Origin of the sequence: Crocosphaera sp. XPORK-15E (genome assembly GCF_034931425.1) — a bacterium.
In the GTDB taxonomy this organism is placed as follows: Bacteria; Cyanobacteriota; Cyanobacteriia; order Cyanobacteriales; family Microcystaceae; genus UHCC-0190.
This window is the reverse complement of sequence record NZ_JAYGHQ010000006.1, coordinates 113,836-139,474: the sequence shown is the minus strand read 5'-3', so window position 1 is coordinate 139,474 and position 25,639 is coordinate 113,836. Positions and strand designations below refer to the sequence as shown.

29 protein-coding genes, 1 pseudogene and 1 riboswitch are annotated in these 25,639 nt (G+C 40.1%); of the genes and pseudogenes, 18 read left to right on the top strand and 12 right to left on the bottom strand.

Features of this window, described 5'->3' with window-relative positions; all coding sequences use genetic code 11:
* Window positions 1-9: 9 nt before the first annotated feature.
* The 3 genes from VB691_RS07210 to VB691_RS07200 form a co-directional block, all read right to left on the bottom strand.
* Window positions 10-624 carry a gamma-glutamylcyclotransferase gene (locus tag VB691_RS07210; protein WP_323290798.1) on the bottom strand — a complete coding sequence of 205 codons (615 nt, stop codon included), beginning with the start codon at window positions 622-624 and terminating at the stop codon, window positions 10-12.
* A 74-nt stretch (window positions 625-698) separates the two neighbouring features.
* The gene (locus VB691_RS07205) at window positions 699-1,340 is read right to left on the bottom strand and encodes a cofactor assembly of complex C subunit B (RefSeq protein WP_323290797.1); all 642 of its coding nucleotides are present in this window, start codon (window positions 1,338-1,340) and stop codon (window positions 699-701) included.
* Window positions 1,341-1,371: 31 nt separating this feature from the next.
* The gene (locus VB691_RS07200) at window positions 1,372-2,223 is read right to left on the bottom strand and encodes an MBL fold metallo-hydrolase (protein ID WP_323290796.1); all 852 of its coding nucleotides are present in this window, start codon (window positions 2,221-2,223) and stop codon (window positions 1,372-1,374) included.
* Between the two features lie 318 nt (window positions 2,224-2,541).
* Between VB691_RS07200 and acsF the strand changes: the two genes are divergently transcribed.
* A complete protein-coding gene (gene acsF, locus VB691_RS07195) occupies window positions 2,542-3,618 on the top strand; it encodes a magnesium-protoporphyrin IX monomethyl ester (oxidative) cyclase (RefSeq protein WP_323290795.1) in 1,077 nt (358 codons plus the stop codon).
* A 274-nt stretch (window positions 3,619-3,892) separates the two neighbouring features.
* Here the strand turns inward: acsF and leuC are convergent, their stop codons facing one another.
* Window positions 3,893-5,296, bottom strand: a complete 1,404-nt coding sequence (leuC, locus tag VB691_RS07190) for a 3-isopropylmalate dehydratase large subunit (protein WP_323290794.1) — start codon at window positions 5,294-5,296, stop codon at window positions 3,893-3,895.
* A 100-nt stretch (window positions 5,297-5,396) separates the two neighbouring features.
* On the opposite strand from leuC, the pseudogene VB691_RS07185 reads away from it, so the two are divergent.
* Window positions 5,397-5,492: pseudogene (locus VB691_RS07185) on the top strand (Uma2 family endonuclease); the annotation flags it as partial.
* Window positions 5,493-5,612: 120 nt separating this feature from the next.
* On the opposite strand, the gene VB691_RS07180 reads toward VB691_RS07185, so the two are convergent.
* Window positions 5,613-6,404, bottom strand: a complete 792-nt coding sequence (locus VB691_RS07180) for a hypothetical protein (RefSeq protein WP_323290793.1) — start codon at window positions 6,402-6,404, stop codon at window positions 5,613-5,615.
* Between the two features lie 639 nt (window positions 6,405-7,043).
* Here VB691_RS07180 and VB691_RS07175 point away from each other — a divergent pair.
* The 10 genes from VB691_RS07175 to VB691_RS07130 all read left to right on the top strand — a co-directional run bounded on the left by VB691_RS07175 (window position 7,044) and on the right by VB691_RS07130 (window position 11,754).
* On the top strand, window positions 7,044-8,261 hold the full coding sequence (locus VB691_RS07175) for a class I SAM-dependent methyltransferase (RefSeq protein WP_323290792.1): 1,218 nt from the start codon (window positions 7,044-7,046) through the stop codon (window positions 8,259-8,261).
* Between the two features lie 111 nt (window positions 8,262-8,372).
* Complete coding sequence (locus VB691_RS07170; protein WP_323290791.1) at window positions 8,373-8,807, top strand: hypothetical protein; 435 nt, start codon at window positions 8,373-8,375, stop codon at window positions 8,805-8,807.
* Between the two features lie 44 nt (window positions 8,808-8,851).
* Window positions 8,852-8,909, top strand: a riboswitch (Glutamine riboswitch).
* A 34-nt stretch (window positions 8,910-8,943) separates the two neighbouring features.
* Window positions 8,944-9,114 carry a hypothetical protein gene (locus tag VB691_RS07165; protein ID WP_323290790.1) on the top strand — a complete coding sequence of 57 codons (171 nt, stop codon included), beginning with the start codon at window positions 8,944-8,946 and terminating at the stop codon, window positions 9,112-9,114.
* A gap of 13 nt (window positions 9,115-9,127) precedes the next feature.
* The gene (locus tag VB691_RS07160) at window positions 9,128-9,283 is read left to right on the top strand and encodes a hypothetical protein (protein ID WP_323290789.1); all 156 of its coding nucleotides are present in this window, start codon (window positions 9,128-9,130) and stop codon (window positions 9,281-9,283) included.
* Between the two features lie 251 nt (window positions 9,284-9,534).
* Window positions 9,535-9,717, top strand: coding sequence for a DUF4278 domain-containing protein (locus VB691_RS07155; RefSeq protein ID WP_323290788.1), 183 nt, complete (start codon window positions 9,535-9,537; stop codon window positions 9,715-9,717).
* A gap of 53 nt (window positions 9,718-9,770) precedes the next feature.
* The gene (locus tag VB691_RS07150; RefSeq protein WP_323290787.1) at window positions 9,771-10,196 is read left to right on the top strand and encodes a hypothetical protein; all 426 of its coding nucleotides are present in this window, start codon (window positions 9,771-9,773) and stop codon (window positions 10,194-10,196) included.
* A gap of 538 nt (window positions 10,197-10,734) precedes the next feature.
* The gene (locus VB691_RS07145) at window positions 10,735-10,944 is read left to right on the top strand and encodes a DUF2811 domain-containing protein (protein WP_323290786.1); all 210 of its coding nucleotides are present in this window, start codon (window positions 10,735-10,737) and stop codon (window positions 10,942-10,944) included.
* Window positions 10,945-10,948: 4 nt separating this feature from the next.
* A complete protein-coding gene (locus VB691_RS07140) occupies window positions 10,949-11,164 on the top strand; it encodes a hypothetical protein (RefSeq protein WP_323290785.1) in 216 nt (71 codons plus the stop codon).
* Entirely contained in the window at window positions 11,157-11,483 is a 327-nt protein-coding gene (locus tag VB691_RS07135) for a hypothetical protein (protein ID WP_323290784.1), read from the top strand. Before VB691_RS07140 ends, VB691_RS07135 begins: the two co-directional genes overlap by 8 nt.
* Window positions 11,484-11,565: 82 nt before the next feature.
* Window positions 11,566-11,754, top strand: a complete 189-nt coding sequence (locus VB691_RS07130; RefSeq protein WP_323290783.1) for a CPXCG motif-containing cysteine-rich protein — start codon at window positions 11,566-11,568, stop codon at window positions 11,752-11,754.
* Window positions 11,755-11,783: 29 nt separating this feature from the next.
* Here the strand turns inward: VB691_RS07130 and VB691_RS07125 are convergent, their stop codons facing one another.
* Both VB691_RS07125 and VB691_RS07120 read right to left on the bottom strand, forming a co-directional pair.
* On the bottom strand, window positions 11,784-13,979 hold the full coding sequence (locus tag VB691_RS07125) for a transglycosylase SLT domain-containing protein (RefSeq protein WP_323290782.1): 2,196 nt from the start codon (window positions 13,977-13,979) through the stop codon (window positions 11,784-11,786).
* 49 nt (window positions 13,980-14,028) lie between these two features.
* Window positions 14,029-14,442 (bottom strand): hypothetical protein, encoded by a 414-nt coding sequence (locus VB691_RS07120; RefSeq protein ID WP_323290781.1) that lies wholly within the window; start codon window positions 14,440-14,442, stop codon window positions 14,029-14,031.
* A gap of 278 nt (window positions 14,443-14,720) precedes the next feature.
* On the opposite strand from VB691_RS07120, the gene VB691_RS07115 reads away from it, so the two are divergent.
* The 3 genes from VB691_RS07115 (at window position 14,721) to VB691_RS07105 (ending at window position 15,544) form a co-directional block, all read left to right on the top strand.
* The gene (locus tag VB691_RS07115) at window positions 14,721-15,053 is read left to right on the top strand and encodes a hypothetical protein (protein ID WP_323290780.1); all 333 of its coding nucleotides are present in this window, start codon (window positions 14,721-14,723) and stop codon (window positions 15,051-15,053) included.
* 142 nt (window positions 15,054-15,195) lie between these two features.
* Complete coding sequence (locus VB691_RS07110; RefSeq protein WP_323290779.1) at window positions 15,196-15,366, top strand: hypothetical protein; 171 nt, start codon at window positions 15,196-15,198, stop codon at window positions 15,364-15,366.
* The gene (locus VB691_RS07105; protein ID WP_323290778.1) at window positions 15,359-15,544 is read left to right on the top strand and encodes a type II toxin-antitoxin system RelE/ParE family toxin; all 186 of its coding nucleotides are present in this window, start codon (window positions 15,359-15,361) and stop codon (window positions 15,542-15,544) included. Before VB691_RS07110 ends, VB691_RS07105 begins: the two co-directional genes overlap by 8 nt.
* 20 nt (window positions 15,545-15,564) lie before the next feature.
* On the opposite strand, the gene argF is transcribed toward VB691_RS07105, so the two are convergent.
* The 5 genes from argF to VB691_RS07080 all read right to left on the bottom strand — a co-directional run bounded on the left by argF (window position 15,565) and on the right by VB691_RS07080 (window position 20,846).
* Window positions 15,565-16,485, bottom strand: coding sequence for an ornithine carbamoyltransferase (gene argF / locus VB691_RS07100; RefSeq protein WP_323290777.1), 921 nt, complete (start codon window positions 16,483-16,485; stop codon window positions 15,565-15,567).
* Between the two features lie 77 nt (window positions 16,486-16,562).
* Window positions 16,563-17,735, bottom strand: coding sequence for a lipid-A-disaccharide synthase (gene lpxB / locus VB691_RS07095; protein ID WP_323290776.1), 1,173 nt, complete (start codon window positions 17,733-17,735; stop codon window positions 16,563-16,565).
* Between the two features lie 25 nt (window positions 17,736-17,760).
* Entirely contained in the window at window positions 17,761-18,588 is an 828-nt protein-coding gene (gene lpxA, locus VB691_RS07090; RefSeq protein ID WP_323290775.1) for an acyl-ACP--UDP-N-acetylglucosamine O-acyltransferase, read from the bottom strand.
* Between the two features lie 284 nt (window positions 18,589-18,872).
* Window positions 18,873-19,457 (bottom strand): hypothetical protein, encoded by a 585-nt coding sequence (locus VB691_RS07085; RefSeq protein ID WP_323290774.1) that lies wholly within the window; start codon window positions 19,455-19,457, stop codon window positions 18,873-18,875.
* A gap of 114 nt (window positions 19,458-19,571) precedes the next feature.
* Window positions 19,572-20,846: a glycoside hydrolase family 10 protein gene (locus VB691_RS07080; RefSeq protein ID WP_323290773.1), complete on the bottom strand. Its 1,275-nt coding sequence runs from the start codon at window positions 20,844-20,846 to the stop codon at window positions 19,572-19,574.
* A 178-nt stretch (window positions 20,847-21,024) separates the two neighbouring features.
* On the opposite strand from VB691_RS07080, the gene rpsT reads away from it, so the two are divergent.
* The 3 genes from rpsT to rpoB all read left to right on the top strand — a co-directional run bounded on the left by rpsT (window position 21,025) and on the right by rpoB (window position 25,570).
* Window positions 21,025-21,318 (top strand): 30S ribosomal protein S20, encoded by a 294-nt coding sequence (gene rpsT, locus VB691_RS07075; protein ID WP_323290772.1) that lies wholly within the window; start codon window positions 21,025-21,027, stop codon window positions 21,316-21,318.
* 121 nt (window positions 21,319-21,439) lie between these two features.
* Window positions 21,440-22,225, top strand: a complete 786-nt coding sequence (locus VB691_RS07070; RefSeq protein ID WP_323290771.1) for a TatD family hydrolase — start codon at window positions 21,440-21,442, stop codon at window positions 22,223-22,225.
* Between the two features lie 33 nt (window positions 22,226-22,258).
* Complete coding sequence (rpoB, locus tag VB691_RS07065; protein WP_323290770.1) at window positions 22,259-25,570, top strand: DNA-directed RNA polymerase subunit beta; 3,312 nt, start codon at window positions 22,259-22,261, stop codon at window positions 25,568-25,570.
* Window positions 25,571-25,639: the final 69 nt, after the last annotated feature.

Sequence of the window (25,639 nt, the reverse complement as noted above, 5' to 3'; positions counted from 1 at the left end):
ACCTAAAAATTAAGCAAACTTATCAAGAGAAATACTAGGATTTTGTTGTAATTGCAACTGATACATATGATTAAACAAATTCCAGCAATATTCCTCAGAAAGTCCACAGGTAATGGCCCCCCGCAACACCACATTAAAATACCAATCATTGGGGGCCAACTCTTGAGGTAATTTATCAATTACCACATAAGTTCTCACATCTTGATAAATTTTACTCTGACTGTAAATTGTGACCATCTCACGACGATAACCATTATGGGGGACTTCTTCTCGTTCGTCCAGGCGATCGCTAAAACGCAAAGGAAGCTGATACAATACACCTTCTACCTGAGAATTTTCATCAGGAACTACATCTAAGGCCCCGCAGTTACGCCGCAGGGAATGACGATAAAAACCCAGGCGATACCCTTGCAAAATTCCCGTCCCTACCACATAATCATAAGTATTCTCCCCAAATGTCCGTTTTAAGTCCACAGGACACATACAGGAACCATAGGCGAAATAATAAAATGAAGGTTCTGGAGTTTTCTGGGGTTGCCAATGACTGCCTTGATGATGAGACGGAGTAATTTTTGTTCCTGAGTGAGTGGCAATAAAAGTCGGAGAGTTAGGGGGTTGACTCATGGTTGTTTTTGGGATATAACGTCAAGAGACAGATCTAAATTTAATGTTCCCGTAATGGGAGTTTCTGTTACAATTTAACCGAAAGTTTCTAAGGTCAAAGCCAGTTTATCGGCAATTCCTTCGATCCAATTTTCATCTTGTTTGGTATAACTGCGGGGAACATTAGCCCCCAAAATAATAGCCCCGTCCTTTCCCAAGGGTTGACAGATAACTCCTTGAGTATTTTCGGGTAAATAATCAAATTCTATTTTGCCTGGATAAATAGTTAAATTAACCAGATAAACAGGTTTCTGGGTTGCTAAAACCCGTTGCAAAATTTGGCCAGGGATCACTTGAGGGTTTTTCCCCAAAATACCCCGACGAAGTAATACTTGATCCTGATAATATACCACTAAAGATTGAGTAACGGTATTGGTTAATACAAGATGGGAGGCCCAAGCGAGTTCTGTTTTGATAACATCAGGTAAGTTAGGGTCAAATTCTAGCCCTTCCTCTCCTATTAGGGTAACAGTATCAGGCGATCGCGGTTGAATTTCTTGCCAAATTAATGCCACTAAAATTAACACCCCACTTAAGATTACCCCTAATATGTCAGATCTCGATTGAGACTCGGTTAATTGTAAAGTTGTGAAGCGATTTATCAGTAATAAAATGCCGCCTAAACTGCCAGCAAATAGGGGAATTAATCTTAAAATTCGATTAGGATCTGATTGCATTGTACTTAGTTATTGCTTTACTTTCATCTCTTTAAACTTTTAAATCAATTACTAACCCTTCCTTCGCTAATATTGCATTGGGAAAAAAAGTCTTAACTTGCTTACTAATATCATCTAAAAAATCATCATTATGGGCAGGATCATGATGAAACAAAACTAATTTTTTTACCTTAGCAGCTTCAGCCACTTTAACCGCTTCTTGCCAAGTAGAATGACCCCAACCAACTTTAGTAAATTTCGGATCATAATATTCTTCATTGGTGTAAGTTGTATCAATAATTAACACATCAGCATTTCTGGCTAAATAGATCACATTTTCATCTAAATGATCAGGAAAATGTTCCGTATCCGTAATATAAACTGCGGCTAAATCTTGACAACTAACACGATAGCCTAACGCTTCCCCAGGATGATTTAACTTTCCCGTTTCTACCGTCACATTACCAAGCTTAATAATTTCCCTAGCTTCGATATCATAAAATTCTAAATTCGCTTGCATAATTTGCAACGGAACCGGAAAATTAGGGTGTAACATTTGATCATGTAGACGCTGTTTAATGGTGGCCCCATTAGGGGCCGGTAAACCATAAATATGAAACTTATTCCCAGGAATAAAAGCCGGGGCAAAAAAGGGGAAACCTTGAATATGATCCCAATGAGAATGGGTAAAAAATAAATGGCCAATAATAGGCATTTCGCACAACATAGACTTCCCTAAAAGCCGTAGTCCCGTTCCCCCATCAAAAATTAGCCTTTGTTGGCCAACCCGCATTTCCACACAGGAGGTATTCCCCCCATAACGGACGGTTTCTGTGCCTGGACAGGGAATACTGCCTCGGACTCCCCAAAATTTTATCTCAAAGCGATCGCAGATGGTAGACATAAAACTTCTGCTGATGCGGTTAATTTCATCAAACTGATCTTAGGGTATCAAGATCTTGACCCAATGTGCCGAAAATTCCCGCCATTTCTCAAATTAATCACCCAACCCCTACATCATTAACTTGTTAATTGACAACTTTTTTAACATAAATTTATAATATGTTGTAACTCTTAATAAAAAAGGGGATCATTAATGTCATGGAGCCTGGTAGACTGTGATCCAAGCCTCGTAGATCCCTGCTGAAAACGGTAACGATTCGTTACCCAGTGAGTTGAGCGAGTCATCGATTGATTGAAAAAAAATCTCTTTAAACAAGCTATGGTCAATACCCTTCAAAAACCTGAATTTGAGGAACTACGTCCAGGTATTAAAGTTCCCGCCAAAGAAACCATCCTCACCCCTCGCTTCTACACTACTGACTTTGAAGCGATGGCCAAAATGGATATTTCAGTCAACGAAGAGGAATTACTTGCCATTCTCGAAGAATTCCGCACTGATTATAACCGTCATCATTTTATCCGTTCTGAGGAGTTTGCCCAATCATGGGATCATATTGATGGGGATACCCGTCGCTTGTTTGTGGAATTTTTAGAAAGGTCTTGTACTGCGGAGTTTTCTGGGTTTCTGCTTTATAAAGAAATGGGAAGACGCTTAAAAGAGAAAAGTCCCGTCTTAGCTGAGTGTTTTAACCTAATGTCCCGCGATGAGGCCCGTCATGCTGGTTTCCTCAACAAAGCTTTATCCGATTTTAACCTCTCTTTAGATTTAGGCTTTTTAACCAAGAGTCGCAAATATACCTTCTTCCAGCCTAAGTTTATCTTCTACGCGACCTATTTATCAGAAAAAATTGGTTACTGGCGTTATATCACCATTTACCGTCATTTAGAACAACATCCTGAAAACACTCTCTATCCCATTTTTAACTTCTTTGAAAATTGGTGTCAGGATGAAAACCGTCATGGAGACTTCTTTGATGCGATCATGAAGGCTAGTCCCGATATTTTAAATGATTGGAAAGCCCGTCTCTGGTGTCGTTTCTTCCTGTTGTCGGTCTTTGCTACCATGTACCTCAATGATATTCAACGGTCTGATTTTTATGCCTCTATTGGCTTAAATGCCCGTGATTATGATAAATATGTCATTGAGAAGACGAATGAAACGGCTGGCCGTGTTTTTCCTGTGATGTTAGATGTAGAAAATCCTGCCTTTTATGACAGTTTAGAAATCTGCATCAAAAATAACGAAAAATTGCGGGAAGTTGACGCTTCTAATAGTTCCGCTCCCGTAAAATTCTTGCAAAAATTACCTGCTTTTGTGTCTAATGGGGTGCAATTCATAAAACTGTATTTCATGAAACCTATTCGGGTTGATCAGTTAATTGGAACTGTCCGTTAAATTTTGAGTTAGTTTATATTTGAAGGACCCGCTACGGCGGGTTTTTTTATTAATTTTTCGAGATAAAGTTCAATCGCTACTTTTAGCATTACAGCAGTTTCCAACTTTTTGAAGTACACCATTAATTTGTAGGGGCATGGCGATAATAATTTGATGGTTTTAAGAGTAAGATTACTAATGCCATGCCCCTACCCTTTATGTATCATATTGACTCGCAAACTGCTATAAATCATTAAAACAAAGCTATATCAGGTGGGCATTGCCCACCCTACCCTTAGTTTAACTCACGAATATCGGAGACTTTGCCATTAACAGCAGCAGCAACGACCATGGCCGGACTCATTAATAAAGTTCGTCCGGTTGATGACCCTTGACGACCTTTAAAGTTACGATTAGAAGAAGATGCACTGATTTGATCGCCCTGTAACTTATCAGGGTTCATGGCCAAACACATCGAACATCCGGCCTCACGCCATTCAAACCCCGCGGCCTCAAAGATTTTATCTAACCCTTCTGCTTCTGCTTGCACTTTCACTCGTTCTGAACCAGGAACCACAAAAGCTTTGACTCCTGGGGCCACATGATGTCCTTGCACAACTTTGGCCGCTTCCCGTAAGTCGCTAATACGTCCATTGGTACAACTCCCAATAAAGCAGACATCCACCTTCGTTCCTTTAATGGGGGTTCCTGGGGATAACTGCATATATTCATAAGCTTCTTGAGCGATCGCGCGATCGCTTTCGGGTAAACTGTCAGGAGTCGGAATACTTTCACTTACCCCAATACCCTGGCCGGGAGTGATACCCCAGGTGATGGTAGGTTCTATCTCAGACGCATCAAAACGGACAATATCATCATATTCCGCATCCGCATCAGAAGCCATGCTACGCCACCAAGTAACCGCTTGCTCCCAGTCCTCTCCTTTGGGGGAAAAGTCCCGTCCTTTTAAGTATTCAAAGGTAACATCATCGGGGTTAATATAGCCACATCTGGCCCCCCCTTCAATGGACATATTACAAACCGTCATCCGTTCTTCCATAGACATCGCTGCAAAGGTTGTTCCGGCGTACTCGTAGGCGTATCCTACGCCCCCTTTAACCCCTAATTTACGGATGATATGAAGGACAACATCTTTGGCATAAACTCCAAGGGGTAAAGCCCCATTTACCTCAATTTTACGGACTTTTAGTTTCCCTAGTGCTAGAGTTTGGGAGGCTAAAACATCCCTGACTTGAGAGGTTCCAATACCAAAGGCGATCGCCCCAAAGGCCCCATGAGTCGAAGTATGGGAGTCTCCACAAGCAATAGTCATTCCTGGTTGGGTTAGTCCTTGTTCCGGGGCGATCACATGGACAATGCCTTGATTTCCTGACCCAATATTATAGAAGCGAATGCCGTATTCTTTGGCACTATTTTCTAAGGACTGCATCATCTCTTCTGCTAGGGTATCAGCAAAAGGACGGGCTTGGTTTTCGGTGGGGACAATATGATCAACTGTAGCAACCGTGCGATCGCTATACAATACTTTTAGTCCTCTTTCTCGCAACATGGCAAATGCTTGGGGACTGGTGACTTCATGTATTAAATGTAGTCCAATAAAAAGCTGGGTTTGTCCTGAAGGCAAAATTTTGACTGTATGGGCATTCCAGACTTTATCGAAGAGGGTTCCTTTACTCATGGAGGCAGACTATTTGTGGAGATAATTGTTTACATATTCTTTATGGTAGCTTTTTCAGGATTAAAATGAAAATTAAGCTAGGTTAACTTAATTTATGATTATGGTTATTGCTTCTCCTCAAATTACTTTAGAAGAATTTTTGCAACTGCCTGAAACCAAACCGGCCAGGGAATATATTAATGGGGAAATTATCCAAGGGAGATCAGATTTTATCTATTTTAGATAATATTACTGTTAATTTAAGGGTTCAACAAGTTTTTGATTGGTTGAAAATGGCAAAATAGGGGTCAACAACCATTGACCCCTACAAGTATTTTTAAAATTCTGTGTTACCTTGTTTAGTTTTCACTACATATCCTACCATGCTACTTAAAAAGAGTCCTAAAAGCGTTATGGGTTGAGACTCAGGAACAGTTGCTGCGGGTTGAACTGCACTTAAAACAATATTATCTAAAGGAGTGATACTAACATTATCAACTCCCAAAGAAATCACTCCATCAGCAAAGGCCACAGGAGTATACAATTGCAAGTTATCGAAAATTATATTAGATAGGGAAAGGTTAGCAAATAAATATTGACCTGATGGGTTGAGTTCAGAAAACTCTGAAAGAGGAACCGAAATACTACCTACTGAGTCTCCTTCTAAAAAGGCTTCTAAAACTAATGAATCATTGAATGAACCGAGATCAAACTCAGAATTCGAGCCAATGGTTAACACATCTAAACTAACACTGTTGGACAGGTTTTCAGGGGTAATATTCATAGAACCAAAATTACCTAATGCCGGTTTATTAGAAACTTTGTTACTGTTTCCATTAGTTATGGTTGAACTGCCAAATGTAAGATAATTAGGTTGAGAAAACACAGAATTAAATTGATTACCTGATTTCACAATAAATTCTGGCTGACCAATGCGAAACCCTGCAATTAAATTAGAGAAAGTAATGCCATTATCGGTAATACTACGGCCAAAAAATCCTTTATCTAAGTTATCGAAGTTAGCAACTGCTCCTAAAGATGGAGTCGGTATACTTACAGCAGAAATGACACCAAGTATCATGATTTTTTGAGACAAACTAGATGATGTGATCTGAGAGAGATTAAACATGAGACTCCAATTCCTTTTATGAATATTGCTTCTACGTAGTTAAACCCACATAGATTAAATCAAGATTAACATAATTTCATCAATGAGTTAATTTTATCGTAAGGCAATATACTCCCCACCTTACCATTGATAAATATATTGATTATCCATAGACAGGTTTAATCATTGCGAATTAAAGACATCCCTTGATTAATTAATGTTTTTTGATCAAGTATTTTTTCTGATTCTTGATGTTGATAACGTCCTTTTAAAATAATTTGTTTTAGTCAAGTAAAGGGGTTGCTTTTTTGGGGATTATGTGAGAAAATTAAAATTAATGCTTCATAATGGTAATATAATCACTAATTTTTAACAGTCAATATTACCCATTATGACATAATATACCATAAAATCCCAGCGTATGGATCATTGGGACAAAAATTTTCGGATTTTTTTAAGATTTACGAGACTAAAAATTATAGCAAGTGAGCCAGATCAAACAAACTAATTGTAGGGTGAGCATTGCCCACCTTACTACTGTGTTAGAAAACAAAGATATGATTTTTCTGACTCATTTTTTGATATAATTAGAAAGGCTGTTTAAGGGAAAAATTTAATTTACAAACCCTTAATTATCTTTTGGTTTAATTACTCCTCACTATGACGAAAAAATCTCAACAAAGTTCAGCGGTTCAACGTCTTTACAACACCTATCCTTTCCCTCCGGAACCCTTATTAGATGAGCCACCTCCAGGTTATAATTGGCGATGGAATTGGTTAGCAGCTTATAATTTTTGTACAGGCAGAAAACCTGACCGAGAAACTATCCGTATTTTAGATGCGGGATGTGGTACAGGGGTTGGCACAGAATACTTAATTTTACTCAATCCTCAGGCGGAAATTGTGGGAATTGATCTGAGTGAAAAAGCCTTAGAAATTGCTCAAAAACGTTGTCAACAATCCGGGGTTGTAGCTAATCATAAAGCCCCGATTTCTTTTCATCATTTAAACTTAGAAGAAGCTCATCAATTATCAGGGGAATTTGATTTAATTAATTGTGTGGGAGTATTGCATCATTTACCTGATCCCATCGCAGGAATTAAAGCATTAGCGAAAAAGTTAGCCCCTGGTGGAATTTTTCATATTTTTGTCTATGCAGAATTAGGAAGATGGGAAATTCAATTAATGCAGAAAGCCATTTCTTTGCTGCAAGGTGAGCAAAAAGGTGACTACAAAGATGGGGTTTTTGTCGGTAGAGAATTGTTTAAGTATTTACCGGAAAATAATCGAATTGTCAAGCGAGAAAAAGAAAGATGGTCATTAGAAAATCATCGAGATGAATCCTTTGCCGATATGTATGTTCATCCTCAAGAAACTGATTACAATATTGATACTTTATTTGAGTTAATTGAGGCATCAGAATTAGAATTTATCGGCTTTTCTAACCCTCAATATTGGCAGTTAGAGCGGTTAATTGGCCAGTCAGAAGAATTAATAAAACGGGGAGAAAATTTAAGCGATCGCCAACGATATCGCCTGATTGAATTACTCGATCCTGAGAATATTACTCATTACGAATTTTTCTTAGGAAAACCCCCGATTATTAAGAGTGATTGGTCAAAGGATGAAACCCTATTATCTGCTATTCCTGAACTCCATCCTTGTATATTTGGTTGGCCGAGTCAAAGTTTGCTTAATTATGATTATCAACCCGTCAGTTTAAGTGATATTGAATATGGTTTTATCCAAGCTTGTAATGGGGAATTAACAGTTAAGGAAATTTTAGATTCGGTTGCTTTAGAATTAGATGGAGTTCGCAGTTTACAGCAACAACAATTAATTATTTTGAGTCCTGGGGAAATAGGAGTTTTGAAGTGACGAGGTAATCAGGAGAAAAAAAACTTTCCTTTCAGTGAAACTAACTAGGAGAAATTGGGAATAATAGTCACAAGACCCAGAAAACTTGAAATAGAGGAAAGCTACGTGACGATGAAACCCCAATCAACACAGCCCCTTGGTGCTATTTTAGCCCAAGCCAAATTAGTCACCCCTGCCCAAGTTGAAGCCGCCCTGACAGAACAAACCCAACAGCCTCAACGCCGTCTTGGAGAGATTTTAGCCAATAATGGATGGGTTAAACAACAAACAGCCGACTTTTTTGCTGAGCGATGGAATATCATCTTGCAGCAAACTCAACAAGGTTCCCCAAAATCTTTAGGCTATTATCTCAGAGAAGCAGGGTTACTAGATGAACAGCAACTTAAGATGATTTTATCAGAACAAGAACAAGGACGACTCTGGTTAAGAGTGGGCGCGTTAGCGGTACTAAAAGGATGGCTAAACCAAACCACGGTTGATTTTCTGCTCGAACATCTTTATCCCGAAAAAGCCGGAGACTCACCTTTTATCAAACCAAAACAGTAGCCACTTTTTTTTTAAAATGTTAGAATAAGAGGAGACAAGGATAAATCGTTCATCTGTCGTTGACAGACGGAAGTAGGGAAAAAACCCCCGAAGGAACGCGCCTCATTCAATCCACTACGATTTGGAAGGAGGCGTTATGCGCTTAAATCATACATCTGGTAATCATTCTCAGGATTTGGACTCAGTTCAGTCCCGATCTCGTTTTCTCCTCGCTCAAAATCGCTGTAAGCAGCAAAACCGACACGAATCTATGTTGCAACGAGCAGCATCAGAAGTTGGTCTTACTGTTGAGTCTTTGAAAGCATAAGGAGGGATGAGTCATGACATATAAACAACAACATTTAACCGAAGCGGATCAAATTCATCGCGCTAATATGCTCAAAAGTTTAGAGCATCGTCTTGAAGTCGCTAGATCTAAAGGTAATCAGAGTCTCATTCAGCAATTAGAAGCAGAAAAGGCTTACTACTATCGCTAGAAGGACGAATTTGGTGATAATTGAAAAAGGGTGACAGAATAAGCGTTCTGTTGCCTTTTTTTTGCGAATCTTCTCTATGTAATTCTTGGGCAAGATTTACCGAGTTTCCACTGGGAATTTTAAATTTTTATGAATCCCTGACATTTATCTCAAAAAAATGTAACAATAGATACAGAAATATATTTTATTCTCCTCAAGATTTCGGCCACTAGCCCAGGAGTCGGGGGAGATGCAATCGGAGGAAATCTATTATGAAACTCTCTTTTCGGGGTATTCCCTATAATCATGAACCCGTTATTCTCGAACCCGGTGACGTAGAAGTTGAGGGAACCTATCGTGGTGTTCACTGGACAAATCATCCTTATGAGAAATCCCGTCATCGTCATGTCATTAAGGACATGATTTATCGAGGAATTCACTATATACAAGGTTAATTTATCCCTTTAATTCACCTTCTTTTTTTAACATTTATTTAGGAAAAATTGGCATGAAACAATCTAATTCTCATTATCCCTTAGTGGATGACAACCAATCTAATGCGCTAGATCTCGATTATGAAACCATGATGCAAAGACATCAGGGACAAGCTTGGAAATATAACTATCCTAGACATATTAGACAAGCTCCAGCTAATTTATCCCGACAATATGGGAGAATTAAAAACCATACTTATTCTATTCCTACCCTGGAAAATCCACATCTTCCCAGACAAAAAGCTCCTGTTTGTTCCGTTGTTATGCCCAGTTACCAAGAAGTTTCCCTGAATGAAGTTACTAAAATTCATTTAGGCAATATTTGTCGTAATCTGGAAAATAGACTAAGAATTGCTAAAGTTAAAGGAGATGAATTTTTAATTAGTTTATTAGAAAAAGAATCTCAAGATTTGAGTCAAATGTGTGTCGATTATTCCTAAAATCTTTCTGTAAAGTGATTTTTGGGGATTTTTGTAGGGGCAAGGCCTAAAATTTTTTGAGGCCTTGCCCACTCTTGGGTTAAAATTTCTTGTTTTCTGTTTGTAGATAGTTCCCTAGTCAAAAATCTCAAGATTTCAAGCGTTAAGTGACTTTTCTGCCCAAGTCACTTTTTTTAGTCTAGTGTAAGGAAAAATCTCTAAAGCTTAAACTTTGTTACGATTTATCTTGGTTGACGTTGATTAATTCTCACTTTTCCCCAAACAAATGAACATTTTTCCACAGTTTTTCCTAAGTTTTCCACAGGGTTTTAAATATTTTCAACAGACTCTCACAGAAATTCAGCATTAGTCGCAATTTATGGGGAAAAGTGTTAAATTAGTGGCTGTTGAAAAAACAGCAAAAACTTTTTCTGAATATTGTGTTAACATACTTAAGTCTGATGTAATTCATGACAAATAAGCTGTCAGTATTTACCGCCATTTCACCTAAATAAAATTGTTTCTCTTTCTCTAAACATTAATTTTACCTAAACAAGAAATGGAAACTCCTATCGCCCTTGAAATAGAAATTCCTGAAGAGACATATCTCTTGCTTAAAACATTCCTTGAAAGTCATTCGCCTTTAGATTTTAATGAAGTAGTGACTTTAGCTGTTTCTCACTTTTTAACTGAGCAAAAAGTTCAGTCTACCCTTTCTAATCCGTTGTCCACTCATCATCAAAAAATCCCTAGGTTTAAGACAGTTTAAAACGATGAAAATGAAAGACTCAATTCCCCTTCCCTGGAAAACAAGAGAACGATTAAAAGCCTTTTCTCAAGTATTTCCTGGTGTACCTGCCTTAGAAACACCAACGACAGGCGAAAAACTGTCTCAAGTTATTGCCTGTCTCAAGCCAATTGCTAAGTCGGAAAGTGCCGCTTTTTCTTTATTACGAGAATTAGATTCTTATCTGTGTTACGGTGAGTAAATATCAATTTAAAAAACAGTCTGTTTTTAGTTTTATTAACCTATTAATTGCTGGTATTATTATCACTATCGTTGTTATTATTGCGTTTTCTAACATCCTAGAAAATCCAAAAAGTCGTCAAATTCGCCAAGGGGCTGAAAAAAATTTACGGCTATTTGCTAGGGGAAATAGTTTAAATGCAATTAACTGCAATGGTGTAGATAATAATCAAGATGGTTGGGTTAACTGTCAAGCAACAGATAGAAAAGGACAGGCTGTTTCCGTTGAATGTTTTTATGATAACAGTCAACAAGACTGTCGTTATAAAGTTAAGAATTAATAGATGAAACAAGTTATTATCAATTATTAATAATTGATAATTAATAATTGTTTGATTTGGAGGTAATTATTCATTATTCATTATGGAAACAACAGCCGATTATACTTGTGCGTTTTGCGGAGAAATTAACACAACATTTATTGATATTAGTGCGGGAAATTATCAATCCTATATCGAAGATTGTCAAGTCTGTTGTCATCCCAATATTTTATATTTAGAGGTTGATGAAAACACCTTAGAAGTGACAATTAATAGTGATTATCAAGAGTAGGGACAATTCATGAATTATCCCTACATCAACTATTTAGTTAAATTTTGCTGACCATATTGAGCCAATAATTGAGCAATTTCAGGGTTATAAATCCGTAAATAATTCCAATAGTTACCAAAGACAGATTCTACATAGCCTCTGGTTTCTTTGAAAGGAATTTTTTCGACAAAAACATCAGGATCACTTACTTTGTATTGTCTCATCCACTTAGCAACATTACCAGGGCCAGCATTATAACTTGCCACCGCTAACAAGGAATTATTCTGATATTCTTCATGGGTATAATTTAAGTACCAAGTGCCTAAATTAACATTATCATTGGGATTTTTTAAAGAATATTTTTTAAGATTAATCTTATTAGCCACCCATTCCCCAGTTGCTGGCATCACCTGCATTAAACCCGTTGCCCCTACAGGAGATTTAATTTCCGGTTCAAAGCGAGATTCTTGACGCATTAAAGACGTAACTAAAAGGGGATTTAATTTACGATCTTGTGACCACTTCATAATCGTTTGATAAAAAGGAAAAGGGAATAAGGCGTGCCAATATTCAGAAGTTTCTCTTAGTTGTTGCCACTCTTTTTCTTGTTCAGGTTTATCTTTATATTTAAGGTTCCAAACCTGATTAATACCTTGAAGATTTTTCCCTTGAACCAACTTTAATAAAGCATCCGTAAAGCTTTCATTAACCGTAAGTTCCTGGCGATCGCCCATTTCTGCCTTAAATAAAATAATGGCATCTGGATCTTCCCCTAAACGATACAACTCCTGAAACATTTCTGAACCTGCGGGGGGAAGGGGACGAGTGGCCGGTTTATCTACTGTGGGCAAAACTTGACGCACATTGTTAAAATTCCCCACATCCCAGCCTAATTGGACAGCAGAACGCCAAGCATAGTAAGATTGGGGATGAGAAGCAACCACGTGTTCAAAAGCAGATTTAGCATCCTGGCCACGTCCCAATTGTTGCGCCCATTTCCCTACCCAAAACGCCGCTTTGGGGGCCACGGAACTATCAGGGCTATTGGCTGAAATGGGTTGGGCCCACGTCCAGGCCTGAACTAAATCCCCTTTTGCTGCTGCCCGTTGTGCCACTTGCCAACGATAGTCAGCCGTTGCCTCAGCATTGGGATACTTGGATAAGAGGGTTTGACGAACTTTGGCCGCTTCTGCCTTACGGTTGAGTTTATCTAGCAACTCAGCCTTATTTACAAGGGCCTCTGGGGCTTCTTCTGGGAATTTTTGAATAATCTGGTTCAGATAACTAATAGCGGTTTCTGAAGGGGATAATTTCGCCAGTCGTTGCAAGGCCATGGCCGTTTCTGGGGCATCAGGAAATCCCAACATCACTTGACGATAAGCCGCTATAACCGCCCCTTTATTATTACCGTTGGGTTGTAATTGTTGTCCCCTGGCAATGCGATAGAAATTTTGGGGCGTTTTCGGAGATTTTTTGTAAGCTTGGGCAGCTTTATTGTATTCCTCCGTTGCCCAATAACCATCAGCGATAAATTGCCAATTTTCGGGAGTTAGTTGGTTAGAATAATCTTTAACCAGGCGATCGCGGATAGTATTGGTTTCTATATCATTGGGGACATATTGGGCCAATAACAACAATAATTTAGGTTGTTTGGGGTTTTCTTTGAGACGTTGACGAATTATTTCTTGAATTTTAGGATGTTGAGGAAATTTTTCAATTCCTTGATCCCAATATAGGGGGTCAAATTTTCCTAACTTATATAAAGCTTCAGCAGATGCTAAGGAGTCAGGATAGGTTTCTACTAGCTGTTTCCAAGTTTCCTGGGCCTTTTCCGGTTCATTGGTTAATTCGTAGCCTCGACCCCGTTTGAGGAGAATATAGGGTTCTAGGGTAGGATATTCATCTTCTAACCCTTCTAGCTGCCGTAATGCGGGGCCTCCTTCATATTTGGATAGGAGATCATTAGCTAATAAATAGCGGGCCCGACTTCGTTCTAAGGAAAGGGTTTCTGATGCTGCAATTTCCTGGAGTTTTTGATCCCGTTGTTCGGGAGGAAGTTCCGCCAAGGTTAAGACAACAGAAGGTTTACTGGGGTCTTCCTTTAGAGCCGCTTCAATCTTAGCTTGTTGTCGTTGCTCCATCAATTCTACGACTTTGGGAGTCAGTAGGATCATGCTGCTCATACTGAATAACAGCACACCGGAAGCAATTAAAAGAGGGCGTTTATCTTTGAGTGGCTTCAACATTCCATTCCCACAAACAACAGTTAAGGATCTATTATTAACGCTTTAGGGTTTATTTGGGAACGTTGGGATAAAATCTATCTACCTCTCGTTGTTGTGCTTCCCTTAAAAGAATAACAGGTGTTTTTTGATCTAGTGCTTCAATACGGTTAAGATATTCATCACAATTAGGGTTACGGGGAGGGGGGGGACTGGTAATGGTGCGTCCTAAACAAGCTCTTTGGGTGCGTTCCCGATGGAAATTTTGGATGATTTTTTCCGGCGTTTGGAAGTAAATTTGACGGTTGTAGTGCATATCTTCACTAAAGCTTGCTGCTCCACAGTTAAACGCACCAGGATAGCATTGTCTAGAAGGAACAGAAAGATTTGGCCCGACGTTAATTTGGGCGTTAGTTTTAGCAGGAGTAAGGAGACTAACCCCTGTACTTATCAGAGTTATCAGAACAAGAGTAGAAGGAATTTTCATGGTTGTTTGCTCCTAGGATCAATATTTTGGTACAACTTTTAAGGATTACATATACATAAGCGGGATGTCTAGATCATACCGAATTTATGGGCAAAAAACTGTCATTTTCGTGACTTATTGTCAGTTAATTCTCACATAATTTTAGTTTGACTAATAATATACTCAATATTACGAGCTACGCAACTTAAAAATTTTTTTTGTTTTCTAATGCTGTTAGTTAAGCTCAATTTTGGGGAATTATATCTATAAAGTTAATTTGCTCAAAGGAGTTAAGAGTTATGGATGAGGTAGTTCAGAAATTGGCAGGAGTTGGCTTACCTGCTGTTATTCTGTTAATTACAATGGCAACAACGGGGTTAGCAGGTGCTGCTGCAATTACGGCAGCATTAGCTATGTTAGGGCCAGGAGGAATGATAGGAGGAATAGTGTTACTAGGAATTATTGGACTAGCATCCGATGCTTTGACTAAATACGGACTACAAGCTATTCTTACGGGAATTTATCAAGAACGAGCTTCAAAAGGGGAAAAAAATCTATGTAAGGAAATTAATAATTTACCCATTTCTAAAGAACTTAAGTTGGTTTTAAAAGACGCAATTGGCTGTCGATAAAATTAATCATGTTCAGGGTGCATTAACAAAGTTTAATGCACCTTATTTATGACTTGCCTTCTATTAATTTAAAATAATTTCTGTTTTAAATCCCTATTGTAGAGTAAAATAAAAGATAGCATACTATTTTCCCAAAATAATTATGAAATTAATTAACTTTGTTATTAATGAAAAAGGCGAAAAAAAAGCCGTTTTAATTGACTTAGAACAATGGGGAGAACTTTGGGAAGACTTTTTTGATATTTTGGTTTCTCGTAGTCGAGAAGATGAATTAAAACAAGAATTAGAAACAGAAAGTAAATTGGATGGTTAATTATAAAATTAAATTTAAAACATCAGCGGCCAAAGAATTTAGAAAATTACCACCTTTGGTTAAGCAACGGGTTAAGGAAAGTATAGATAATCTACAAAAAAATCCTCGCCCTTCTGGTGTTGTTAAACTGAAAGGTGAAGATCAATTATATCGGGTTCGCGTTAATGATTTAATTTAATAAAAGTGAATCAAACAATCTTAAACAACCCCCAATAAACTCACCATTAACGCCTTTTGTGCGTGCATTCTATTCTCAGCTTGATCCCAAACTTTTGACTGTTTTCCTTCTATCACCCCATCAGTAATTTCTTCCCCACGATGGGCCGGTAAACAGTGTAAAACAATGGCATCTTTATCAGCATGACTTAACAAATTATCATTGACTTGATAGGGTTCAAAAATAGGAATTCTTGACTCGGCCAAATCCTCTTGTCCCATACTAGCCCAAACATCAGTATAAAGCACCTGTGACCCCTCAACCGCAGCAATAGGATCATCTGTGACAATAATTTCAAACCCTTCTACCGCTAATTGTTTAGCCTTTTCAATAATCATCGGATCAGGTTGATAGGTTTTTGGGGTTGCTACCCGAATTTTCATCCCCATTAATGCACCCCCTAAAATGAGAGAATGGGCTACATTATTACCATCCCCTAAATAGGTTGCTGTGATCCCAGAAACTTGACCAAAACATTCTTGAATGGTCATAAAATCCGCTAAAATTTGACAAGGATGTTCTAAATCACTTAAGGCATTAATAATCGGAATATCTGCATAATTAGCAAAGGTTTCTAAATCCGATTGTTTAAAAGTTCGTACCGCTAAAATATCTAAATAACGATCTAAAACCCTCGCTGTATCAGTGATCGGTTCCCCTCTTCCCACTTGAGTAACACTAGGATTAAGATCAATTACTTGGCCCCCTAATTGATACATGGCCACGGAAAAAGAAACGCGAGTACGGGTAGAAGCTTTATAAAATAAGAGTCCTAAGACTTTTTTACAATGGGGCGATCGCTCTCCACTTTTTAGCTGCGCCCCTAATTCTAGCACTTCTGCCATTTCTGCCACACTGAGATCGCCGATCCCTAAAATATCTCTGCCTTTGAGGGTTGTCATAGTTAGTTAAATCCTGATGTATCAAGGCTATTATTATAGCCATCTCCAAGGGGTTTGCTGAGATTTTAACCCAGACTTCATATTTGACGGGAAGACCCCTGAAACGCTAAAATTTCGTTAGCTGCGCGATCGCATACCCCCACATCTCCTAACAAGGTTCGCATCTTTTGATAACCGACAAGAATTTTTTGACGACGTTCAGTATTTAATAATAAATCTAAAGACTCTTGCACAATGCGTTCCACCGTCGCTTCTTCCTGTAATAATTCGGGGATAATATTTTCCATGACAATTAAATTTGGGGGCGACATAAAAGGAATAGAAAACTTGAGAATATGCCGCGCAATCCACATTGTCAAGGGGCTTACCAAACATAATACCAATTGAGGAACATTCAACAAAGCTAATTCTAAATTAACTGTTCCCGACTTAGCGATCGCAAAATCCGCCGCGGCCATTACTTCGATGGCCCGTCCATCCAATAAAGTAATGGATAATTGATGTTGCTTAACCACTTCTTCAACGATACTGCGATACTCACTTAAGGAAATTGGCAGTAAAAAATGAAGATCCGGCACTTTTTCCTGTAATTTCTGGGCCGCACGACAAATCAACGGTAAATGGAACTTTAACTCTTGATAACGAGAGGCCGGAAATAAAGCAATCACAGGTTGTTCGGGATCTAATCCCAAAGCTTGACGGGTTGCTTCCCTACTGGGAGCTTTTGCCATACGATCCAACAAAGGATGGCCCACCCATTTCACCTTTACCCCTTTTTCCGCGAAAAATCGGGCCTCTTCCGGGAAAATTGCCAAAAGTAAATCGGTAATTTCAGTAAACTCTTGAATGGTTTTATCATTGGGGGACCAAACCCAAGACTGGGGGGCAATATAATAAATAATCGGCACTTGGGGCAATTTTTTACGGACATATTGACCAAAAGGGACATTCGGCCCCATATAATCCAACAGAATGAAAAGATCAGGGGGATTATCTTGTAAATAGGCTTTAACTCGACGCTGCATCAACCAAGTCGGGATAATAAAAGGCAAAGATTCTACAATGCCAATAGAACTAATGGCCGCCGTATTTCCCAATAATTTAGCCCCTGCTGCTGCCATAAGCTCCCCTCCCAAGGCTAAAATTTCCAAAGGAATGCCTTGATTTTCTGCCTGTCGATAAAGGGCCTCAACTAACATTGCTCCCTGTAAATCCCCAGAAACTTCCCCAGTGCTGATAAAAATTCGCATAATTTAGTATTGTTCACTAATTCGATTAAACTCTGCCAGGAATCGGCCCCCGTCGTTGTTCTCCTGTGGTTGATAATTGGAGAAATTGACGTAAATATTCAGCATATTCATTCTCACAAAGACTCTCTAATTCTTCTAAAGCTGCTTGAAAGGTCAAATCAGAATGATACAACAGACGAAACGCCTTCTTAAGATAGCCCACATCTGTTGTGGTTAACCCGGCCCGTTTTAACCCTACCAAATTCAGCGATCGCACTCTGGAGGGGTTTCCTTCAATGGCCATAAAGGGAGGAGCATCTCGATCAATGCGACTCATTCCCCCTAACATAGCATTGCGGCCAATTCTCACAAACTGATGAATTCCCAAAACACCACCAATAACAGCCCTAGATTCAATATACACATGACCGGCTAAGGCGACAGCATTGGCAATGATCACATGATCTTCAATTACACAATTATGGGCTACATGGACATAGGCCATTAACAGGTTATTATTGCCAATTTCCGTGACTTCATTGGCATGGGTAGCACGGTTGACAGTAACAAACTCTCGAATAGTATTACCATCCCCAATTTTGACGCGACTAGGGGCCCCTTTATATTTTAAGTCTTGGGGTTCTAAACCAATCACGGCACTGGGAAAAATCCGATTATTGGCCCCAATTTCTGTGGGGCCTTCAATGACAGCATGGGCCCCAATAGTCGTTTTTGCGCCGATTTTAACCTGATTGCCAATGACAGCGTAGGGGCCCACCTCAACCGTGGGGTGTAATTCGGCATTGGGATGAATCACAGCAGTGGGGTGTATTAGCGTAGTCAACGGGGCATCTCCCTTGGGATAAGTCAGCATTGAATTTAGTTATAGCTTACAGAATAAAGGGGTTGAGCTACCAAAATAGCTTGCTTTCTTCGTCACTATAAATCTTGTGACAAAATGAGTCAATTAGTAGAGTCGTGAAAGGGGTTGATCAAGTTTCCTGCCTTGGGAGACAGAAAGAATCCCACCTTTGCCAACCTATTTTAATCGTAAATCCCGTCTAGAGCAAAGCTGATTTAAAATTCATGTAACTCATATTCTTGATTTCTAAATACCACTAAAATGAAATAATATCACTAAAAAAATGTAGCAAAAATTTAGACGTTTTTTTTCAATAACAGTGCTAAAGCGAGTCCGGTTTGTAATCCTACTAACATCCAAGCGATCGCCAGTCCGACGACTTCCCCTAAGAATAAATGGGTAACAGACCGCAAAAAACCCCCAATTAGCCAGCCTACAGACAATCCTACAGCCCAACTGAACCCACTCAGCAAAATCCAGCGATAACTTTGGTCAAATGCTTGTTTAATCACTAACCATTGCCAAAAACCGAGCCATAACCCGGTCATTCCCCCTAACATTATTCCCATAGTTAAGCGAACTGTGATTAAATCTGTACGGGGGGCCACCCAACCAATGGCCCCAAACTGACTTCCGGCCAGCAATCCCCAAGGAATTAAGGTGGCTAAAATCCATAACCAAGCTTGAGGCAACCAACGACTGAGAATTAAGGCCTGGGATAACCCGATTATTGTACCGCCGATGGTTCCTTGAAGGGTTCCTAAATCGGGGGGTTCTCCAATTTCCAACCAAATTAAACTTAAGAGAAAACCGGCCAGGGTTACAACTGTCCACTGAAGCCAATAAAATTGAATATTAATCTGAGAAAAAGATGTTTTCATATCTCATAAAATTACTGTTGAACGATGATTGAGTTGCGACTCATTTCTATCTTCATCCTTAACATCAGAATTAGGATCAAGCTATAGATTGACTGGGAATCGGTAAGCTTTGACTCATGAAATTTTATCTATAAACATCTTTTCAAAAGCTTGACGACGTTTATAGGGAGATTCAGGAGAAAAATAACCCCATAATGATTCCCAATAAAAAAAAGATACCCCATCAAACCCTTTTTTTCTTACTATTTTAACCTGTTCCTGAATTTTTTTCATGGTTACGGGACTGTTTAAAGTACCTGATAAAATACCAACACTAACAGGTATTTTTTGACGTGCAAATTGTACCGCAGGTTTCATTAATTCCCCTTTAAAACCATCGAGATCTTCTCGATACACTTGTAAGACTAATTCATCAATTAACCCCCGTTTTACCCAAGCTTGCCAATCTTGTAAATAATTCTGATAAGAAAAATCATGGGAATTAGGAGATAAAGAAATTTTAATACTTGATTTAGCAATTTTTAGACTTTTAACAATATCAGCCATCAAAGCAGTTAATTTAGCGGCTCTCCATCTCATCCACTCAGCATTATGGGTATCTTTGGGTGGACTTTTGCCCCCATGTTCTTGTTGATAAAGCTTAATCGTTAGGGGATCATATCCTAACTCGACAGGCATTCCAAAATGATCATCTAATTGCACTCCATCCACATCATATCCCATGACAACTTCTAACATTAATCCTTTAATAAATTGTTGTACTTCGGGATGAAGGGGGTTTAACCAAGCCAATTGACTAACTCGTTTATTATAGGAAGCTTTTCGCCAACGTTGCAAAAAATTACCAGATTTTACCTGGTTCTTAGCTTCTAATTCATCTTGATAAGGTAAATTTGTCCCCTGCTGACTATAAGTTAACCAATCAGGGTGTTTTTTGGCTAAAGGGGAATTTTCGGGAATCATTAAACCATATTCAAACCAAGGAATAACCTGTAAACCATGGCGATGACTTTCTTTAACCATGACTTTTAAGACATCGCTTCCCCCACTAATCCAGCTTAACAAAGGTTCCTGTTCCTGACCGATCATTCGTTGTGCTAAACCACTAGGATAAAAAGTATAACCTCGATTCCAAACAACAGGATAAACCGTATTAAAATGAAGTTGAGACAACTGTTTAATCGCACGATTAACACTGCCAGGGGTAAACAAAACAGCACTAGCCACATTCGTTAACCAAACCCCTCGTCTTTCAGTTAAACTAGGAGAAGCAGCAACACTGACAGACGGTTGCCAAAGCGACCCCGGAACCAAGGCCAAAAAAAGTATCAGTAAAGCTAATCCTAGACAAATAAAAGCATTACGCCAAGGAGAAAATGGTTTTCTCATAGAAAGTTCCCCAATAGCCTAACAATCATTATCCTTGATCCTGGATGTCCCTTAACCCACAATAGTTGCCACTTCAAAAATTGCTACTTAGTTGCCAGTAATACGCAAACCTTGCTATAATGTTTTTTCCGATAGCAATCAGCATCAATCACCTAGCAAACCTGTTCTGGAAAAGACTGTGGCCAACTCAAAGTCTGCACTCAAACGTATTCAAATCGCCGAACGTAACCGACTCCGTAACAAGGCTTATAAGTCGGCAGTAAGAACCTTCATGAAGAAATATCTCCAAGCGGTTGAAGCCTATTCAGCCGAGCCAAGCACCGATAAAATGAAGGTGGTGCAAGAAAGTATGTCAGAAGCTTACAGCAAAATTGACAAAGCCGTCAAATGTAAGGTATTTCATCGCAACAATGGCGCAAGGAAAAAAGCCCGTCTGGCAAGAGTCCTCAAACAAGTCGCCGTTGCTTCTTAACAGAAACGTCTCCCTGTGGCTGGTTCCATCATCAATATTCCCAAATCTGGGACTAAATAGCCAGTCAATGCGTCCTCATTAGCAAGTTAGCAATGAAACCAGCAAGAGGAAGCGGAAGCAGATGCAACTGATTGACACCCACGTTCACATCAATTTTGAGGTTTTTGAGTCAGATCTCGAAGCCATTAAAACTCGATGGCAACAGGCCGATGTTGTCCATCTTGTGCATTCTTGCGTGGAACCTGGGGAATTTAAGGGAATTCAAGCGATCGCAGATCGTCTTGGCAACCTCTCCTTTGCCGTCGGGTTACACCCTTTAGATGCTCATAAATGGACAGAAAACACCGCCCAAGAGATATTGAACTATGCTAGTTCAGATCAGCGAGTTGTGGCCATTGGGGAAATGGGACTAGACTTTTTTAAAGCTGACAATCATGATTGGCAAGAAGAAGTCTTAAAATCTCAATTAGAAATTGCACGGCAATTAGATAAACCTGTTATTATTCATTGTCGGGACGCAGCCGCCAAGTTAAGGGAGGTGTTAACATCATTTTGGCAGGATAAAGGGCCAGTAAGAGGAGTTATGCACTGTTGGAGTGGAACCCCAGAAGAAACCCAATGGTTTTTGGATCTAGGGTTTTATATAAGCTTCAGTGGGGTTGTCACCTTCAAAAACGCCCACCAGATACAAGAAAGTGCCAAAATTGTTCCCAGCGATCGCCTATTAGTAGAAACCGACTGTCCCTTTTTGTCCCCTGTTCCCAAGCGAGGTAAACGCAACGAACCCGCCCACGTGCGCCATGTCGCCGAATTTCTCGCCAAATTACGGGGTGTCCCCCTAGAAACCTTAGCGAAAGACACTACGAACAACGCCTGTCAACTATTTCAGTTATCAATTGACCCTTGATAAGTTTCCCTTGAGAATGGCTAAGAGATAAATATGACTAATCTGACTTATAACTATAATCTGCTCCCCGATCTGATTGAAATTCAACACGCCAGTTTCCGCTGGTTTCTCGAAGAAGGACTGATTGAAGAACTCAATAGTTTTTCTCCCATTACCGACTATACCGGAAAATTAGAACTGCATTTCTTAGGGGAAAACTATAAATTAAAACAACCAAAATATGATGTTGATGAAGCCAAACGGAGAGACAGCAGTTATTCGGTGCAAATGTATGTACCGACCCGTTTGATCAACAAAGAAACCGGAGAAATTAAAGAACAAGAAGTCTTTATCGGAGACTTACCCCTGATGACTGATCGGGGAACCTTTATTATTAACGGCGCAGAACGGGTAATTGTCAATCAAATTGTCCGTTCTCCAGGGGTATATTACAAACAAGAAGTTGATAAAAATGGACGGCGTACTTATTCCGCTTCTTTGATACCCAACCGAGGAGCTTGGTTAAAATTTGAAACCGATAAAAACGGCTTAGTATGGGTCAGAATTGACAAAACCCGTAAATTGTCCGCCCAAGTCCTCTTAAAAGCCATTGGGTTGAGTGACAATGAAATTTTAGACTCCTTACGTCATCCCGAATTTTATCAGCGTACCTTAGATAAAGAAGGAAATCCCACCGAAGAAGATGCCTTACTAGAGTTATATCGGAAACTGCGGCCAGGGGAACCCCCAACCGTTAGTGGGGGACAACAACTGCTAGAATCTCGGTTTTTTGATAGTAAACGCTATGACTTAGGGCGAGTCGGACGCTATAAACTCAATAAAAAACTGCGGTTAAACGCCCCTGATACCTTTAGAGTGCTGCGCCAAGAAGATATTCTATCAGCCATCGATTATCTGATTAACCTGGAATTTGACACAGGTAATATAGATGACATCGACCATTTAGGGAACCGTCGGGTGCGTTCCGTGGGAGAACTGCTGCAAAACCAGGTCAGAGTAGGGTTAAACCGCCTCGAAAGAATTATTCGGGAACGGATGACCGTTAGTGAGTCTGATAGTTTAACTCCTGCTTCCTTGGTCAACCCTAAACCCTTAGTGGCCGCCATTAAAGAATTCTTTGGGTCATCACAACTGTCCCAATTTATGGATCAAACGAATCCTTTAGCCGAATTAACCCATAAACGGCGGATTTCCGCCCTAGGGCCAGGAGGACTCACCAGAGAACGGGCCGGCTTTGCTGTGCGAGATATTCACCCCTCTCACCATGGTCGCATTTGTCCGGTAGAAACCCCAGAAGGGCCAAATGCCGGGTTAATTGGTTCCTTGGCAACTTATGCCAGAGTCAATCAATATGGATTTATTGAAACCCCTTACTATGAAGTGGACAACGGACGGGTAAGGAGAGATTTAGACCCCGTTTACCTCACCGCCGACGAAGAAGACGATTTACGGGTTGCCCCAGGGGATATTAGTACCGATGAAGAAGGTAATATCTTAGGAGAAGGGGTTCCCACTCGTTATCGTCAAGAATTTTCGATCACTGGCCCTGAACAGGTAGACTATGTGGCCGTTTCTCCCGTGCAAATTATCTCCGTCGCCACATCCATGATTCCTTTCTTAGAACATGATGACGCGAACAGGGCCTTAATGGGATCTAATATGCAGCGGCAAGCAGTTCCCTTATTGCGTCCTGAACGGCCTCTAGTGGGAACAGGACTAGAAGCGCAGGCCGCCAGAGATTCTGGGATGGTGATTGTATCCAGGACAGAAGGTATTGTTACCTATGTGGATGCCAGTGAAATTCGGGTAAGGGTCACGGGCCCCGAAAATCACGAGAAAATCGGCCTGGAAATCATGTATACCCTGCAAAAATACCAACGGTCTAACCAAGATACCTGTTTAAATCAGCGTCCTCTGGTGTATGTTGATGAAGATGTGGTACCTGGACAGGTTTTAGCCGATGGTTCGGCCACAGAAGGGGGAGAATTAGCCCTCGGCCAGAACATTTTAGTGGCTTATATGCCCTGGGAAGGCTACAACTACGAAGATGCAATTTTAATCAGTGAACGGTTAGTCTATGACGACACTTATACCAGTATTCACGTCGAAAAATTTGAAATTGAAGCCCGTCAAACCAAGTTAGGGCCAGAAGAAATTACCCGTGAAATTCCCAATGTGGGGGAAGATGCTCTAAGAAACTTGGATGAACAGGGTATTATTCGTAAAGGGGCATGGGTAAATGCAGGAGACATCCTAGTAGGGAAAGTAACCCCCAAAGGGGAATCAGACCAACCCCCCGAAGAAAAGCTTTTACGGGCGATCTTTGGAGAAAAAGCGCGGGATGTACGGGATAATTCCTTGCGGGTTCCCAATGGAGAAAAAGGCCGGGTGGTCGATGTGCGGGTATTTACCAGAGAACAAGGGGACGAATTACCCCCTGGGGCCAATATGGTCGTTCGGGTTTATGTGGCCCAGAAACGGAAGATCCAAGTCGGGGATAAAATGGCGGGCCGTCATGGGAATAAGGGGATTATTTCCCGAATTTTGCCCATTGAAGATATGCCTTATTTACCTGATGGCCGTCCCGTTGACATTGTGCTTAACCCCTTGGGGGTTCCCTCACGGATGAATGTAGGCCAAGTGTTTGAATGTCTGTTAGGGTGGGCCGGTGAAAACTTAGGGGTCAGGTTTAAGATTACTCCCTTTGATGAAATGTACGGCGCAGAATCATCCCGTAAAACAGTTCATGGGTTATTGGACAGTGCTGCTAAGAAACCCCGTAAAAACTGGATTTATAATCCTGAACATCCAGGGAAAATTCAGGTCTTTGACGGGAGAACAGGGGAAAAATTTGATCGGCCCGTTACCGTCGGTCAAGCTTATATGCTGAAACTGGTTCACCTGGTCGATGATAAGATTCACGCAAGGTCTACCGGCCCTTATTCCTTGGTAACACAACAACCTTTAGGTGGTAAAGCACAACAAGGAGGACAACGGTTTGGAGAAATGGAAGTATGGGCCCTGGAAGCTTATGGGGCGGCCTATATTCTGCAAGAACTGTTAACGGTTAAATCTGACGATATGCAAGGACGGAATGAAGCTCTAAATGCGATCGTCAAAGGAAAACCCATTCCTCGTCCTGGTACCCCTGAATCCTTTAAAGTGTTAATGCGAGAATTACAATCTTTGGGGTTAGATATTGCCGTTCATAAGGTAGAAACCGCAGAAGATGGCACCAGTCGAGATGTAGAAGTCGATTTGATGGTAGATACCCAACGCCGGGCCCCCAACCGTCCTACCTATGAATCTTTGTCTACAGAAGACCTGGAAGAAGAGGAAGTTTAAATCAGTCCATAGTAGGGGTTAACGGCCGTTGACCCCTATCGGCAATGTAAGGGCAGGTTTATCTGAAAA